Origin of the sequence: Neorhizobium alkalisoli (assembly GCF_002968635.1) — a bacterium.
Lineage (GTDB): Bacteria > Pseudomonadota > Alphaproteobacteria > Rhizobiales > Rhizobiaceae > Neorhizobium > Neorhizobium alkalisoli.
Window position 1 is genome coordinate 70,165 of record NZ_PVBN01000002.1, and the last position, 13,998, is coordinate 84,162.

Here is a 13,998-nt window from a genome sequence, read left to right on the forward strand (position 1 = left end):
ACATGACCTTGCAGCAGAGCCTCCTGTTGTCGCGCCGCGGGTTTCTCGCAGGCGCCTGCTGTGCCGCCGCCGCGCCGATCCTGACCCCGGTTACCCTGGCCGCCGCGCCCGGCGACAACCGGTTCGTGACGATCGTCCTGCGCGGCGCGATGGACGGGCTCGATCTCGTGCAGCCCTATGGCGATCCCGCTTTTGCAGCGCTGCGACCGAAGCTCGGCCTGACGCCGCAGACGGGCCTTCTCGATCTCGACGGCTTCTTCGGCCTCAACCCGGCCGCCTCGGCGCTGATGCCGCTTTGGCAGGCGGGGGAACTGTCTTTCATTCACGCGGTCTCGACGCCCTATCGCGATCAGCGCAGCCATTTCGACGGTCAGGACATGCTGGAGACCGGCGGCGGTGACAAGGCCGAGCGGACCGGCTGGCTGAACCGCGCGCTTGCCGCCATTCCCCGTTCCGACGCCCGCAAGGCGATCGACATCAACGCTGCGAGGGAGCTCATCCTCAGCGGTCCGAACGACGTGGACTCCTGGTCGACCCAGAGCAATTTCACGCTTGCGGAAGACGAGATCGCCTTTCTCGATCGCCTCTATGCCGGTGACGAGGCCTTTGCCAGGGCGATGGAGGAGGCAAAGAAGACCGATATGTCGGCGGACGCTCTTTACGGCGACGCCAAGCGCGGGGCGGGGATTGCCGAAATGGCGGGGCTCGCCGGCGGCATGCTTCGCGAGGAATACCGGATCGCCAGCTTCTCGATCAACGGCTGGGATACCCACGTGGGCCAAAAGGCGCAGTTCAGGAAAGCCGTCGGCGACCTGTCGACCGCCATCGTCACGCTGAAGGCCTCCCTGGGCGACGAGGCATGGGGAAAGACGGTCGTGCTGGCGATCACCGAGTTCGGCCGCACGGCACGCGAAAACGGTACCGGCGGCACCGACCACGGCACCGGCGGGCTTGCCGTGCTCGCCGGCGGCGCCATCCCCGGCGGCAAGGTACTCGGCCAGTGGCCGGGGCTCGGCGACGACCAGCTGCTCGATCGGCGCGACCTGATGCCGACCGGCGACGTGCGCGAAATTGCGGCCGCCATGCTTTACAGGCAGTTCGGCATTGACCCGGACAATCTGACCGGCAAGGTCTTTCCGGGACTGAGTTTCGATAAGTCCTCGGCCTATCTGAAGGGTTAGCGGGATGGAGGGTGCCGGAACATCAGGTCGACGGGATCTCGACGCGGTGCCGCGGCATCCAGCCGTTCGGCGAGCTTGCGGGAACGGCTGTTATCGGGGTGGACGTAGCTCACCAGGGTCTCGATACGACGGGTTTTGAAGGCCCATTCCCGCAATGCGGCGGCGGCTTCATACGCGTAGCCTTTTCCCTCAGCCTCGGGATAGACGAACCAGCCCAGTTCATGTTCGGGAAAGAGCGGACCGTGATTGATGCCGACTTGTCCGAGACACAGACCGGTTGCGCGTTCCTCCATCATCAATGCGCCGTGTCCCATCAGCGCCCACTGCGCGATGTCGCCGCAGAACAGGCCCCAGGCCGCATCCTCCGAAAACGGACCTCCCATAAAGGCGGCGCGCGAGGAAAACATCAGCTCGGCAAAGTCGGGCCAGTCCTCCATCGTCTGGGGACGCAAGAGCAGCCGCTGGGTTTCGAGAGTGGGTATCGATGGCATGTGTACCCCGGCCTATGTCAGGATGTCGTAGACGCGAAAGATCCAATAGAGCTGATAGGCAAGCGCGAAGATGACAAACCCGGCGTGATAGCGCCGGTTGGCGGTCGTCGCGGCGACGAGGCTCAGCACGATATAGATCATGGTGCGGGCCGGATATTCGAAGCCCAGCGACAGGAAATAGTCGCGGCCTTTGATCATGGTGTCGATGATATCGGTGATCAGCAATCCGGCGAGGAAACCGAAGAACCATGTCCGCCGCGACAGAAAATAGTCCTCGTAGCTGTCATAATCCTGCATCGAGGTGGGGAAGAGCAGCGCGCAGAGGAAGAAGAACAGCGCGCAGAAGCCGATGAGGAACAGATAGGCCGCAAAGCCGAGGACGGGCAGGGCGTGCAGCCGGTGTTCCCACCACCAGAAATGAACCAGAAAGAGGAACATGAACGCCACCCATCCGAGATGGACAAGGTAGACGCGGGCGGCTTTCGGATGTTGCACGATACCGGCGAGACCGTTCAAAAGCCGTGCCAGGCCAAGGCTGACCACCATGCCCATCACCACACGGATATGCGTGAAGGTTTCGGTGGCGGTCACGGGGTCCATGGCTTACTCCTCGTCGGGCACCGGCGTCGGTTTGCCGTCTTCGTCGAGCGCCACCATGATGAAGGTGCCGGCCGTCACCTTTTCCAGGAACCGGTAGCGCGCCCTGTGTGCCCAGGCCTCGACGTTGAGCGTGATCGAGGTGCGTCCGACGCGGGTGATCTCGGTGTAGACATTGAGCGTGTCGCCGATCTTCACCGGCAGCTGGAAAGCCATTTCCTTCACCGCCGCCGTCACGACCCGGCCGCGGGCACGCTCGGCGGCGCGGATGCCGCTCGCAAGGTCCATCTGCGCCATGACCCAGCCGCCGAAGATATCTCCGGCCGCATTGGCGTCCGCAGGCATGGCGAGTGTGCGGAGCGTCAGCTCCCCCGTGGGTCTCGCATTGTCGGTCATGGCTCTTGTTCCCTTTCTTGTCTGTCCTGATTCCTCCCATCCGAGATTAGGGCGGATGCGGTCGAAAGCCTATCCGGTTTTCCAAATGGTTGCATGTGCGGAAGTCATCTTTCGCGCGTACGGCGAGGTTTCCCCTTTCACGCCATAGTAACCATCCGTCATTAGAATGTGACAAACTTCAAATGGAGGGGGACCTCGTGCAACGTCTTACAATTTCCTGGCGGCTTTACTGTCTTGTGCTTTTGTCGCTTGTCATTCTCGGTGGCGCGATGACGTTCAGTCTGTTCCAGAGCTATGCCTCGTCGGAACGGGAGCGCAAGGCTGGCCTTGCGCAGATGAACGACGCCGCGCTCACCGTGCTTAAGAAATATCAGGGTCTGGAGGCCGCCGGCACCATGACCCGCGAGCAGGCCCAGACGGAAGCGAAAGCCATCATTGCCGGCATGCGTTACGGCGAGGGGACCGGCTATTTCTGGATCAACGACATGACGCCGCGCATGGTCATGCATCCGATCAAGCCGGAAATGAACGGCAAGGATCTTAACGGTGACAAGGACCCGAACGGCAAGTTCCTGTTCGTCGAGTTCGTCAACACGGTGAAGGCCCAGGGCAAGGGCTTCGTGGACTATCACTGGCCGAAGCCGGGCTTCGAGCAGCCGCAGGAGAAATATTCGCACGTGGCCGGCTTCGCGCCCTGGGGCTGGGTCATCGGCACCGGCGTCTACGTCGACGACCTGCACGCCATGTTCCGGCGCGACGCGATCAACTTCGGCGCGATCTTCGCCGTTGGCGCGCTGGTCCTGGTCGGTGGTGCCGCCTTCGTCGTCAGAAGCGTCACGGGACCGATCGGCAAGGTCAAACAGGTGTTGCAGGCGATTGCCGCCGGCGAGGTGGGTGTCTCCGTTCCCTGCACGGACGAGAAGAACGAGATCGGCGACATCGCCCGCGCCGTCGTGGTTCTGAGAAACTCGGTCGAGGAACGCAGCCAGCTTCAGGCCCGCGAGGCGGATCAGAGCCGCGCGCTTGCCGAAGAGCGTTCCGGAAGGGAACGTGTGCTTTCGGCTTCGGCCGAGCGTCAGGCCCGCGCCATGGGCGAACTCGGCCGCGCGCTGGAGAGCCTGGCAGGTGGAGATCTTTCCGTATCGCTCGGCGATATCGGCGAGGACTACGCCAAGCTGCGCGACGATTTCAACGCCGCCGTCGGCTCGCTGCATCGGGCGATCGATGCCATCACCGAGACGAGCCTCGTGGTTCGCGACAGCGCTGCCGATATCTCGAGCGCCACCGGCAATCTCTCCAAGCGCACCGAACAGCAGGCCGCAGCCCTCGAGGAAACCGCCGCCGCGCTCGACGAGATCACTGCAACGGTCCGCACCGCATCGGACCGGGCGCACGAGGCGCGCGAGATGGTGAGCGAGACGAAGGAGAGCGCCGGCCGGTCCGGTCAGATCGTCCGCAACGCGATCGATGCCATGGGCCGCATCGAGGAGTCCTCGAACCGCATCAACCAGATCATCTCCGTCATCGACGAGATCGCCTTCCAGACCAACCTCCTGGCGCTCAATGCAGGCGTCGAGGCGGCGCGAGCCGGCGAGGCGGGCAGGGGCTTTGCAGTCGTTGCACAGGAAGTGCGCGAACTTGCCCAGCGTTCCGCCAATGCGGCCAAGGAGATCAAGACGCTGATCAGCAATTCCGCCCGCGAAGTCGAAGGCGGTGTTTCGCTGGTGCGCTCCACCGGCGACGCGCTGGTCGAGATCGCGACGCTGGTCGAACGGGTCAACGCGCATGTGGACACGATCGCCACCGCCGCGCGCGAACAGGCAACCGGGCTGCAGGAGATCAACTCCTCCGTCAACCAGATGGACCAGATGACCCAGCAGAATGCGGCCATGGTGGAAGAGACCACAGCTGCGAGCCAGACGCTTGCGGACCAGAGCCTGCACCTGCAGGATCTGCTTGCGGCCTTCACGCTGGACAATGCCGGCCGGGGTGCTGCCTACGGCTCGACGACCCGTTACCGCGCCGCCTGACAGCCGCGCTATATCATCAACAGAGCCGCCGGATGAAAGTCCGGCGGCTTTTTGACTTCGGTGCCCGTCGTGTTCGGCATGATCGCGGTGCCAGGTGACACTTCAACGGCGATAAAGCCCACTTGCCCGACGATGATAGGTCAGCGCCGCGCGAATGCAGAATGCCAGCGGCTCATGGGGCAAAGGTCCGGCGACCGGGACGATGAGCGCGCGATTGCCCTCGAATGCAAAATCTTCGGCAAAACGGGTTCGCAAGGTCCGGATAAGTGTAGTCCGACAGTTGAACAGCACGGCGCAGTCCCGGGGCGCCGTTTTCGTGGTGCCGATCCTGATGGTTGTCCCGCTTCCGCTTGCCTCCGTCAGATAGGCCGGTTCCCCCCATTTGAGCGTTTCGGTGAGCGCGCCGACGCCTTCGGTTCCGGCTGCGACCGCAAAGATCACCTCGCGGATCTCAAGAAGACGCGCCCGCACCGGTTCAGGGTAGCGCGACAACGCTTCGCCGACGAGCGCTGCGACGGGCGGGCTTGTCATGGCGCGGCCTTGAGGGGCAGGTGGATATCGGTACGCAGTTCATGTTGTGGCACTTCGCGCGGATCGTCGAGATAGGCCTCGAAGATGGGAGCGTCATCCGGTTCGTGACCGGAAGCCGGCAGCCATACGCCTAGAAACCAGCGATAGGCGCTGCGCATACCCGCATACGGGCCTGTGTAGTTCAGCTTCGCATGCAGCCCGCCGCGCAGCACTGTCGTTTCAAGCGGAGCTTCGATCACCACGGACCTTGCCAGCGGCAGGCAGGCGCGCGAACGCAATTCCGCTTCAGGCACGAGATCGGGATCGTTGAAGAACACGCCGATCATGGCGGGTTGCGGCGGCAGGATCCGGCGCGCTGCGAGTTCGGTGAAGAGACGGCTCATGGCATGGTCGATGGTTATATAGGAGCCGGTGTGGCCGATGCTGGCGCAGTGCCGTTCCGGCACGGTTTCCACCGTCACCGGAAAGCCGTGCGTATCGCTTGCCGCACTGGCGGCCTTGAAGGAAACGTGCGAGCCCTTCGCCCGATAGGCGGCGGGACTTACGCCGAAAGCCTCCCGGAAGGCTCGCCCAAATGTGTCGGTCGAACTGTAGCGGGCATGTGCGGCGACAAGTCCTATTTCAAGATCGGAATTGGCCAGCCGGTCGGCGGCGCGCTGAAGCCTTAGCCTGCGGATCGTCGCGACGATGGTCTCTCCGCGCATGGCCGAGTAGATCCGGCTCCAATGATAGGGGGACAGGCAGGCGACCTCGGCCAATCGATCGAAGGAGATATCGTCCTCAAGATGCGCATAAACGTAATCATGGACCCGGTTCAGGCGGGCAAGATAATCTTCGTGGGTCTGCACCTTGAGCATGGAGTCCTCCATCGAAATCGTAACGAGATTTGCACGATGCGGACAGGCAAATCCTGCGGAAATGGCGTGCCGAGCAAACGCTTTAGGGGTCTTCCAGCTTTGGGCCGATAAGAGGCCCTTGCCTCGATCCGGCACCATAACGCCCCGAAAAGGCCTTGATTTCTCAAAGGTTCATTTACCGCCTCTGCTTAAACTGGAAACCTGTGTCATTTCGGCACCGGAAGAGTGGCAACTGGTATGGCGTATGCTTCCCTTTCCCGGCGGGTCATAGCCCCGCTGATGATTTCGTCGATGCTGGTCGCCTGTTCCTCGGGGGATCTGGTGCCGCCGGCGTCGATCGACAGCGGTACGCGCGTCGGCGCAATCGAGCCGATGCGATCCCTGCCGCCCGAGCCGATGTCGCAGCAGGCCTATCAGATGAGCCGGGCACCGGTTTCGCAGGCCAGTTCCGTCGACTACGGATATTCCCGCAATGCTTCGGGACCGGGGGATGCCTATGTCGGTGACAGCGGTCACTACCTGCGGGTGCCCGAGCAGGTGCAATCTGCGCCCCTCAACGCCGCGTCCTCTCAGCAGGGTAATCCGAGAGAGCCAGCGCCCACGCCGCGCCAGGGCCGGCTGCCGATGATCGACAGCGACGAGGCTTTGCAGCAGGCATCTGCCGGGCAGAACAGCTACCCGCCCGGCGGCTCCACCGCCATTCCGGAAGAAGGCGTCAACATGGACGCCGAGCTAGGGTTCGGGCCTGACGAAAGCGATATTACCGGTCTTGCCGAAGAACAGGATACCGACATCGCGGAAGGCGTCGGCGATCAGCCCGTGGTCGACGGTATCGGCACCGACGAGCCGGTGGCGCTGCAGCCGCGCCGCCAGCCGATCTCCGAACCGATATCCGACGATCGTGTCGTCGTGCCACCGAAGCGCCGGGGTGCCGGACTGCAGAGAGATGGTGCAAACGGCGGCATGGTCTGGGGCGATGGATCCCGTGTCGTTTCGCCAAGCCGCACGCCTGCCGCTGATACCCAGGAGGTGGCGATGCTGCGCCCCAACAACCCGATGAACGACAGCGGACCGATGAGTCAGCGCGATCAGCCATGGCTCAGAGGCGCCATGCCCCAGTCGGAAGTAAGCTGCCGGTCGGAACTGCGCCGCCTCGGTGTGGAATTCAACGATCTGCCGCGCATTTCCAACGGCCCGAGCTGCGGCATCAACTACCCCGTCAAGCTCGCCGGGCTGTCCGGCAACATCGACGTGAAGCCCGCCGTTACCTTAAACTGCCAGACGACGCTTGCCTTTGCGAAATGGGTGAAGAACGAGCTCGCCGTTTCGGCCCGCACCCGCTATCTGACGGGCGTTCGCAAAATCGTGCCGATGGGGGGCTATTCCTGCCGCCGGATGAACAACAGCCGCCAGCGCTACAACCCGATGTCGGAACATGCGCGCGGCAACGCCATCGACATCGGCCAGATCGTGCTCAAGAACGGCCACGAAATCGATGTGCGGAAGAAAGGGCTTTTCTCCTTCCGCGAGGGCGGGTTGCTGAAATCGGTACGTAGCGACAGCTGCAAATATTTCAGCACGGTTCTCGGTCCGGGCAGCAATGCCGAACACTGGAACCATTTCCACTTCGACCTGCGCTCCCGCAAGAGCGGCCGGCGCTTCTGCAGCTGAGAGCGCCGATGGCAAACGCCGAATTGCTCCGCCGCCTTGCCCTTTCCCTCGACGGAACCGTCGAGGCGCCGCATTTTGACAGGGCGGCCTTCAAGGTCGCACGCATCTACGTGACGCTCGCAGGGGACGGCCTGACGGCGAACTTCAAGTTCAAGCCCGACGAACAAAGCCTCAAATGCGCGGTCCTGCCGACCGCCTTTTCCCCCGTCGACAATGCCTGGGGACGGCAGGGCTGGACGACGGCCATTCTTTCCGAGTTGAACGAGACCGATCTTCGCAACGCGCTGGAGACGGCTTGGAAACATGCACTTCCGGTAAAGCGCAGGTCTTAGGGCCACCGGTCGGGATTGCGTTCCGTCTCGAAGGACGGGGGGCTCGCGCTGGTCCGCCGAGGCGCGAGTCCCCCACCAGACGCAAGACCAGCCGGCCTGAAACGAGAAGAGATCGAATCTCGTCGAATCCGAGCCAGTCTCCTCCTGCCGCGACAGGAGGTCATCGGGGAGATTGCAAGTCAACTAAATCAAAGGGTTTAGGGGCCAAGGCCTCGTGCGGCGACCCGAGGCTTTCTCCCGGCAAAATACCTCATCCGAAAGGATGCGGGCCTGCAAATTGTGCCCATGCCGCGAGAAGGGATAGAGTTGTATCGGGAGAGGTGCTTCCAGTTGGGGGCGTGATGACGTTGGAACGGTTGGAGAGCGAATTCTATTTCGAGATGGGGAGGGGGATCCTGAAACACATCCACCTTCTGCACAGTCGTGGTCACTTGACGGTGACCACGAAACACCTGGCGGACGCCGTGCTCGACGAAAAGGTGCAGCAGTTCGACAAGGTGGACAAACTCACGCTCGCGATCGATGAATTCGGCGTGGATCTGCACATCGACCAAGAGGGCCGATCTCGTCTGTTCGGTGCGGCCATGAACGTGCGCCTCTGATCCACCGCCTTCCATTCGTGGCTCTATCCCAACACCTGATGTCGGAACCTCGCTTAGCCGGTCGTCTTCAAGACAGACAGGCTATGGAGAGCAATAATGACCATCACTATTACCGCCTTCGAACGGTCGCCCGACAGAGGCAAGGGTCTGGCGCGTGACATGCGCGTTCGCTGGGCGCTCGAAGAAGTGGGCCAGCCTTACGACGTTCGTCTTCTTTCATTCAAATCGCTGAAGGAACCAGCGCATCTGGCACTTCATCCCTTCGGGCAGATTCCGACCTATGAGGAAGGCGATCTCGCCCTGTTCGAATCGGGGGCGATCGTCTTCCATATCGCCGAGCGCCATGCGGGCCTGCTGCCGGACGATGCGAATGCTCGGGCGCGTGCGATCGCTTGGATGTTTGCCGCGCTCAACACGGTAGAGCCGCCGATCTTCGACCGCGCTCTCGCGCGAATCCTCGAGCATGATGAGCCTTGGTACGAGCAGCGCTTGCGTGTCCTCGAGGAAAACATCCGGATGCGGGTCAGCGGCCTTTCCAGCCGCCTCGGCAATGCCGACTGGCTCGATGGCGCCTTCAGCGCCGGCGACCTGCTGATGGTCTCGGTGCTGCTCAGGCTGAAGGGATCGGGTCTGCTGGAGGAATATCCAAACCTCTCCGCCTACGTCGCCCGCGGCGAAGCGCGGCCCGCATACAAGCGGGCCTTCGATGCTCAATTGGCTGTCTTCACCGCCCTATCGACCGGCTGACGAGGTTCGCTCTCGAAGCCTGCGAAAAAAAAGAAGCCGGCACTGGGGCCGGCCAGGGCGGAGATCGACTTGCGGGGAGCAGCCATGCCTCCGAAATGAACTCTCTTACGCAATATCAGAACCAATCCGGCAAGCGAAAAACAAACATCTGAAACATGCCGGTCACGCAAGGGGTGAGTGCGGCGGGAAAAGCGGGACCGTTGCTTGCCTGGCGGGACAATGCTGCATGAACGTCACGGGAAAATGACAACCTTTGCAAGAAATGCTGCCGACGCGTTCTCGTGCGCATCTTCGGCACAAGCTTGCCGATTGTCTTTTGCGGCGATGACCTCCACGGCGATTGGTCAAGAAAAGCGAACGCAATATTCGCCCAGGTGGGGATGGTTTCAAGGAAAGGGCTGCCTATATTGGCGGCACTTCTCGCAAATCGAATCCGCAAAGACCCGTTCGCATGGCTTCCGTCGTTTCCATCCAAAATCTGACCAAAACCTACGGTAACGGTTTTGAAGCGCTGAAAGGCATCGACCTCGAGATCGAGGAAGGCGAGATCCTTGCTTTGCTCGGGCCGAACGGCGCCGGCAAGACGACCCTGATCTCGATCGTCTGCGGGCTGGTTAATCCCTCGGGCGGCAAGGTGCTGGTCGGCGGCTACGACGTGGTGCGGGATTTCCGCCAGACACGGGCGATGATCGGGCTGGTGCCGCAGGAACTGACGACCGACATGTTCGAGACGGTGTGGAACACGGTCAGTTTTTCCCGCGGCGTGCACGGCAAGAAGCCGAACCCTGAACTCGTCGAAAGCGTCCTCAAGGACCTGTCGCTGTGGGCCAAGAAGGACAATATGCTGCGCGAGCTTTCGGGCGGCATGAAGCGGCGCGTTCTGATCGCCAAGGCGCTGGCGCACGAACCCCAGATATTGTTTCTCGACGAGCCGACCGCCGGCGTCGACGTTAACCTGCGCCGCGAAATGTGGCAGGTGGTCGAAAGGCTGAGGGAAAACGGCGTCACCATCATCCTCACCACCCATTATATCGAGGAAGCGGAGGAGATCGCCGACCGGGTCGGCGTCATCAACGGCGGCAAGCTGCTGTTGATCGAGGAGAAAACGGCTCTGATGAAGAAGCTCGGACGCAAGCAGCTTCGGTTGGAGCTTGCCGAGCCGCTGAAGATCCTTCCGGACAGCCTTTCACCGTACAATTTGACGCTTTCGGAAGACGGCGCGGCGCTGCTTCACGAATACAAGGGCGAGGAGGGGGACGGCAGTATCGCCTCGCTCCTTTCAATGCTGCAGGCAGAGAACATTCATTTCCGCGATCTTTCCACGCGGCAGAGTTCGCTAGAGGACATTTTTGTCGCGCTGGTGGGAGAACAGGCATGAACGTCGAGGCAATCAAGTCGATCTATTTCTTCGAGATGGCCCGCATGCGGCGGACGCTGCTGCAGAGCGTCATATCGCCGGTCATCACCACCTCCCTCTATTTCATCGTCTTCGGTACGGCGATCGGCTCCCGCATCCAGTCGATCGAGGGCGTCTCCTACGGCTCCTTCATCACGCCGGGGCTGATCATGCTGACGCTCTTGACGCAATGCATCGGCAACGGCTCGATCGGCATCTATTTCCCGAAATTCACCGGCACGATCTACGAAATCCTGTCGGCACCCGTCGCCATGACGGAGATCCTGATCGGTTATGTGGGGGCGGCGGCCAGCAAAGGGCTGATCATCGGCTTGATCATTCTGGCGACGGCGTCCTTCTTCGTCGACATTTCGATCGCCCACCCGTTCGTGATGGCGGTCTTCCTGGTGCTGACGGCCGTCACGTTCAGCCTGTTCGGCTTCATCATCGGCATCTGGGCCAAAAATTTCGAGCAGCTCAACATCGTGCCGATGCTGGTCGTACCGCCGCTGACCTTCCTGGGGGGCAGCTTCTACTCGATCGACATGCTGCCGCCCTTCTGGCAGGCGGTCAGCCATTTCAATCCTGTGCTCTATCTGGTCAGCGGCTTCCGCTGGAGTTTTTACGAGATCGCCGACGTCAATCCGCTGCTCAGCCTCGGCATGGTGGGTCTGTTCCTGGCCATCTGCCTTTCCATTCTCGGCTGGATCTTCCACACCGGCTACCGGCTGCGGAGCTGACCGCAGCCGGTAGGTCGATCCGGTTCAGCCCTCGCTGAGCTGGAGCTGGCGTCCGCCACGCGCAACCATGACAGACGCGCCCAGGATGGATGCGATGCCGAGGAAGGTCATCACGCCGAGCGGGCCCTGGACGTCGATCAGCAGCCCGCCGAGCACGGCGCCGCTGGAGATGGCGACCTGGAAGGTCGTCAGCAGCAGGGCGCCGGCGCTTTCCGCCTCGTCGGGTGCCGCCCGGGTAATGTAGCTCTGGATGCTGACCGGCAGCGCCCCGAAGGCAAAACCCCACAAGGTGACCGCGACGGCGGACGCCGTGAACGAAACTCCGGCGGAAACGAGGATCACGGCGGTGAGCGCGATAAGCCCGGAGGCGAAGACGACGCCGAGCGTCGCGCTGCGTTCGGTGATCATGCCGCCGACGATATTGCCGAAGAAGCCGCCGATGCCGAAGGCGAGCAGGACGAGCGAGATCATCTCGACGTCAAGCCGCGGAACCTCTTCCAGATAGGGGCGGATATAGGTGAAGCCCGCGAAATGGCCGGCGACGATGAGCAGCGTTGCCAAGAGCCCGATGCGGATCTTCGGCCGCTTCAGGACGGCCGCAAGCGTGCCGAGCCCGGCATGTCCGGCAGGCGGCAGCGCGGGCATGGTGACGGCCTGCACGATGAGCGCCAGCACGCCCACCGCGGCGGCCAGCACGAAGGCGGCCCGCCAGCCGAGGGTGGAGCCGATATAGGCGCCGAGCGGTGCGGCGGCAACCGTCGCCACGGATACGCCGGTAAAGATCATCGCCATGGCGCGCGGCAGGTGGTCGAGCGGAACGAGCCGCATGGCAAGCGCGCCCGACATGGCCCAGAAACCGCCAAGCCCGATCCCGAGCAGGACGCGCGACACGAGAAGCAGGGGCAGACCGCTGGCAAGCGCGGCCAATATGCAGGAGATAATGAGGAGGGCGCTCAGCCCGAACAGGGTCCAGCGCCGGTCGAGACTGCGCGTGCCGATGACGACGCCGGGGCCGGCGAACGCTGCGACGACGGCCGTCACGGTCACCGTCTGGCCGGCGGTGCCGGAACTGATGCCGAGATCGGCGGAGATGGGGGTGAGCAGGCTTGCCGGCAGGAATTCCGCCGTCACGAGCCCGAAGACGCCGAGGGCGAGCGAGATGACCGCATCCCACCGGGCCTTGGTGTCGGAGCCGGACGTATCGCCCACGCGATCATCCTCTTCGAAAGTGCTGTCTGTCATGGTTCATGTTCCTGTGTTTGGGAGGTGGCACAGTTCCCCGTCGGGGGTTGGACCAGACTTAGGCGTGACAGTCTGTACTTTCTATGCTAGGAAATCCGACATGCTTGACCGTTCGTCCAAAATGGAACCCGTAGACGTGACCGATCCGCTGACCGAGATGTTGCGCGGGCTGCGGCTCGACGGCGTCGAATATGGCCGCTGCAGGCTGGCCGAGCCCTGGGCGACGTCGTTTCCGGCCCAGGAGGCGGCGCGGTTCCATTTCATCTCGTCGGGCTCCGCATGGCTGCAGACGCCTTCCGGGGAGTGGCTGGCGTTGCGGCCGGGCGATGCAGCGCTTCTGCCGCGCGGCGATGCGCATGTGCTGGCGAGCGAACCCGGCATTCCGGCGCTGCCCTTCGACCGGTTCGGCCGCAAGGAAGTCTGCCAGGGGGTATTCGACGTGCAATGCGCGCATGCCTGCGGCGGTACGGTGGCGCTGACCGCCTCGATGCGCTTCAATATCGACAAGCTTCATCCGCTGCTGCAGCTCATGCCCGAAGTGATGCTGACCAGCGATCTTGCCAAGAACGAGCCGTCGATCCCCCATCTTCTCGATGCGATGGCTCGGGAGGTGGAGATGGACCGTGTGGGCGCCGGCGGAATTCTGGCGCGCCTTGCGGACGTTCTGACAGCCACCCTGATCCGCACCTGGGTCGAACACGGTTGCGGTGACACGACGGGCTGGATCGCGGCGGTGCGCAATCCCGAGGTCGGCCGCGTGCTGGCGGCCATTCACCTGCAGCCGGAACGGGACTGGAGCGTGGCAGCCTTGGCGCGGATCATGGGCGTATCCCGCTCCGGATTTGCCGAACGGTTTCTCCGGGTGGTGGGCGAAACGCCTGCGCGTTACGTGGCGCGGGTGCGCATGCACCAGGCGCGCCAATGGCTCGGTAAGGGGATGCGGGTTTCCGTCGTCGCCGAGCGTTTGGGCTACGACGCGGAAGCCTCGTTCAGCCGCGCCTTCAAGCGCATCATAGGCGCCTCGCCAAGCCAGTTCCGCAAAAAGGGCGATGGCGACGAAGCGGTTCGGGATTTGGCTGACCTCGGTCCAATGGGTATGGCCATGTATCCCGCCTCGCGATGATCGGATTTCCTCTTCGATTTGCCTCTCGCCGCGCGGTCGGGTCTCCGCCGGTGCGACGGGTG

General features: G+C 62.8%; 15 protein-coding genes. 9 read left to right on the forward strand and 6 right to left on the reverse strand.

What is annotated here, in order from left to right; genetic code table 11:
* The first annotated feature begins 2 nt into the window (after nt 1-2).
* Nucleotides 3-1,181: a DUF1501 domain-containing protein gene (locus C5L13_RS04830; RefSeq protein ID WP_105382148.1), complete on the forward strand. Its 1,179-nt coding sequence runs from the start codon at nt 3-5 to the stop codon at nt 1,179-1,181.
* Here C5L13_RS04830 and C5L13_RS04835 read toward each other — a convergent pair.
* The 3 genes from C5L13_RS04835 to C5L13_RS04845 are packed head-to-tail and all read right to left on the reverse strand — an operon-like array spanning nt 1,178 to nt 2,665.
* Nucleotides 1,178-1,672: a GNAT family N-acetyltransferase gene (locus tag C5L13_RS04835; protein WP_105382149.1), complete on the reverse strand. Its 495-nt coding sequence runs from the start codon at nt 1,670-1,672 to the stop codon at nt 1,178-1,180. The genes C5L13_RS04830 and C5L13_RS04835 overlap by 4 nt on opposite strands.
* A gap of 12 nt (nt 1,673-1,684) precedes the next feature.
* Nucleotides 1,685-2,272, reverse strand: a complete 588-nt coding sequence (locus tag C5L13_RS04840) for a hypothetical protein (RefSeq protein WP_105382150.1) — start codon at nt 2,270-2,272, stop codon at nt 1,685-1,687.
* Nucleotides 2,273-2,275: 3 nt separating this feature from the next.
* Entirely contained in the window at nt 2,276-2,665 is a 390-nt protein-coding gene (locus C5L13_RS04845; RefSeq protein ID WP_105382151.1) for an acyl-CoA thioesterase, read from the reverse strand.
* 197 nt (nt 2,666-2,862) lie between these two features.
* Between C5L13_RS04845 and C5L13_RS04850 the strand changes: the two genes are divergently transcribed.
* The gene (locus C5L13_RS04850) at nt 2,863-4,695 is read left to right on the forward strand and encodes a methyl-accepting chemotaxis protein (protein WP_105382611.1); all 1,833 of its coding nucleotides are present in this window, start codon (nt 2,863-2,865) and stop codon (nt 4,693-4,695) included.
* 102 nt (nt 4,696-4,797) lie between these two features.
* Here C5L13_RS04850 and C5L13_RS04855 read toward each other — a convergent pair whose 3' ends face one another.
* Together C5L13_RS04855 and C5L13_RS04860 are read right to left on the reverse strand one after the other, a co-directional pair.
* Complete coding sequence (locus C5L13_RS04855) at nt 4,798-5,226, reverse strand: DUF1801 domain-containing protein (RefSeq protein WP_105382152.1); 429 nt, start codon at nt 5,224-5,226, stop codon at nt 4,798-4,800.
* Nucleotides 5,223-6,083 carry an AraC family transcriptional regulator gene (locus C5L13_RS04860; RefSeq protein WP_245423250.1) on the reverse strand — a complete coding sequence of 287 codons (861 nt, stop codon included), beginning with the start codon at nt 6,081-6,083 and terminating at the stop codon, nt 5,223-5,225. The genes C5L13_RS04855 and C5L13_RS04860 overlap by 4 nt, the downstream gene beginning before the upstream one ends.
* Before the next feature lie 237 nt (nt 6,084-6,320).
* On the opposite strand from C5L13_RS04860, the gene C5L13_RS04865 reads away from it, so the two are divergent.
* From C5L13_RS04865 to C5L13_RS04890, 6 genes are all read left to right on the forward strand, one after another.
* Nucleotides 6,321-7,754 carry an extensin-like domain-containing protein gene (locus C5L13_RS04865; RefSeq protein WP_105382153.1) on the forward strand — a complete coding sequence of 478 codons (1,434 nt, stop codon included), beginning with the start codon at nt 6,321-6,323 and terminating at the stop codon, nt 7,752-7,754.
* A gap of 8 nt (nt 7,755-7,762) precedes the next feature.
* Complete coding sequence (locus C5L13_RS04870) at nt 7,763-8,086, forward strand: MmcQ/YjbR family DNA-binding protein (protein WP_105382154.1); 324 nt, start codon at nt 7,763-7,765, stop codon at nt 8,084-8,086.
* 341 nt (nt 8,087-8,427) lie between these two features.
* Nucleotides 8,428-8,688, forward strand: coding sequence for a hypothetical protein (locus C5L13_RS04875; protein ID WP_105382155.1), 261 nt, complete (start codon nt 8,428-8,430; stop codon nt 8,686-8,688).
* Nucleotides 8,689-8,784: 96 nt separating this feature from the next.
* Nucleotides 8,785-9,435: a glutathione S-transferase family protein gene (locus C5L13_RS04880; RefSeq protein ID WP_105382156.1), complete on the forward strand. Its 651-nt coding sequence runs from the start codon at nt 8,785-8,787 to the stop codon at nt 9,433-9,435.
* Between the two features lie 451 nt (nt 9,436-9,886).
* The gene (locus tag C5L13_RS04885) at nt 9,887-10,813 is read left to right on the forward strand and encodes an ABC transporter ATP-binding protein (protein ID WP_105382613.1); all 927 of its coding nucleotides are present in this window, start codon (nt 9,887-9,889) and stop codon (nt 10,811-10,813) included.
* Nucleotides 10,810-11,571: an ABC transporter permease gene (locus tag C5L13_RS04890; protein WP_105382157.1), complete on the forward strand. Its 762-nt coding sequence runs from the start codon at nt 10,810-10,812 to the stop codon at nt 11,569-11,571. Before C5L13_RS04885 ends, C5L13_RS04890 begins: the two co-directional genes overlap by 4 nt.
* A gap of 24 nt (nt 11,572-11,595) precedes the next feature.
* Here C5L13_RS04890 and C5L13_RS04895 read toward each other — a convergent pair whose 3' ends face one another.
* Complete coding sequence (locus C5L13_RS04895) at nt 11,596-12,813, reverse strand: MFS transporter (protein WP_105382158.1); 1,218 nt, start codon at nt 12,811-12,813, stop codon at nt 11,596-11,598.
* Between the two features lie 136 nt (nt 12,814-12,949).
* Here C5L13_RS04895 and C5L13_RS04900 point away from each other — a divergent pair, with 136 nt between their 5' ends.
* Nucleotides 12,950-13,936, forward strand: coding sequence for an AraC family transcriptional regulator (locus tag C5L13_RS04900; protein ID WP_105382614.1), 987 nt, complete (start codon nt 12,950-12,952; stop codon nt 13,934-13,936).
* Nucleotides 13,937-13,998: the final 62 nt, after the last annotated feature.

Bases quoted from the DNA above. Each gene is read 5' to 3' on its own strand.
- C5L13_RS04855 (WP_105382152.1), bottom strand. From the start codon at position 5,226: ATGACAAGCCCGCCCGTCGCAGCGCTCGTCGGCGAAGCGTTGTCGCGC.
- C5L13_RS04885 (WP_105382613.1), top strand. From the start codon at position 9,887: ATGGCTTCCGTCGTTTCCATCCAAAATCTGACCAAAACCTACGGTAAC.
- C5L13_RS04835 (WP_105382149.1), bottom strand. From the start codon at position 1,672: ATGCCATCGATACCCACTCTCGAAACCCAGCGGCTGCTCTTGCGTCCC.
- C5L13_RS04880 (WP_105382156.1), top strand. From the start codon at position 8,785: ATGACCATCACTATTACCGCCTTCGAACGGTCGCCCGACAGAGGCAAG.
- C5L13_RS04845 (WP_105382151.1), bottom strand. From the start codon at position 2,665: ATGACCGACAATGCGAGACCCACGGGGGAGCTGACGCTCCGCACACTC.
- C5L13_RS04840 (WP_105382150.1), bottom strand. From the start codon at position 2,272: ATGGACCCCGTGACCGCCACCGAAACCTTCACGCATATCCGTGTGGTG.
- C5L13_RS04860 (WP_245423250.1), bottom strand. From the start codon at position 6,083: ATGCTCAAGGTGCAGACCCACGAAGATTATCTTGCCCGCCTGAACCGG.
- C5L13_RS04895 (WP_105382158.1), bottom strand. From the start codon at position 12,813: ATGACAGACAGCACTTTCGAAGAGGATGATCGCGTGGGCGATACGTCC.
- C5L13_RS04865 (WP_105382153.1), top strand. From the start codon at position 6,321: ATGGCGTATGCTTCCCTTTCCCGGCGGGTCATAGCCCCGCTGATGATT.
- C5L13_RS04870 (WP_105382154.1), top strand. From the start codon at position 7,763: ATGGCAAACGCCGAATTGCTCCGCCGCCTTGCCCTTTCCCTCGACGGA.
- C5L13_RS04890 (WP_105382157.1), top strand. From the start codon at position 10,810: ATGAACGTCGAGGCAATCAAGTCGATCTATTTCTTCGAGATGGCCCGC.
- C5L13_RS04830 (WP_105382148.1), top strand. From the start codon at position 3: ATGACCTTGCAGCAGAGCCTCCTGTTGTCGCGCCGCGGGTTTCTCGCA.
- C5L13_RS04875 (WP_105382155.1), top strand. From the start codon at position 8,428: ATGACGTTGGAACGGTTGGAGAGCGAATTCTATTTCGAGATGGGGAGG.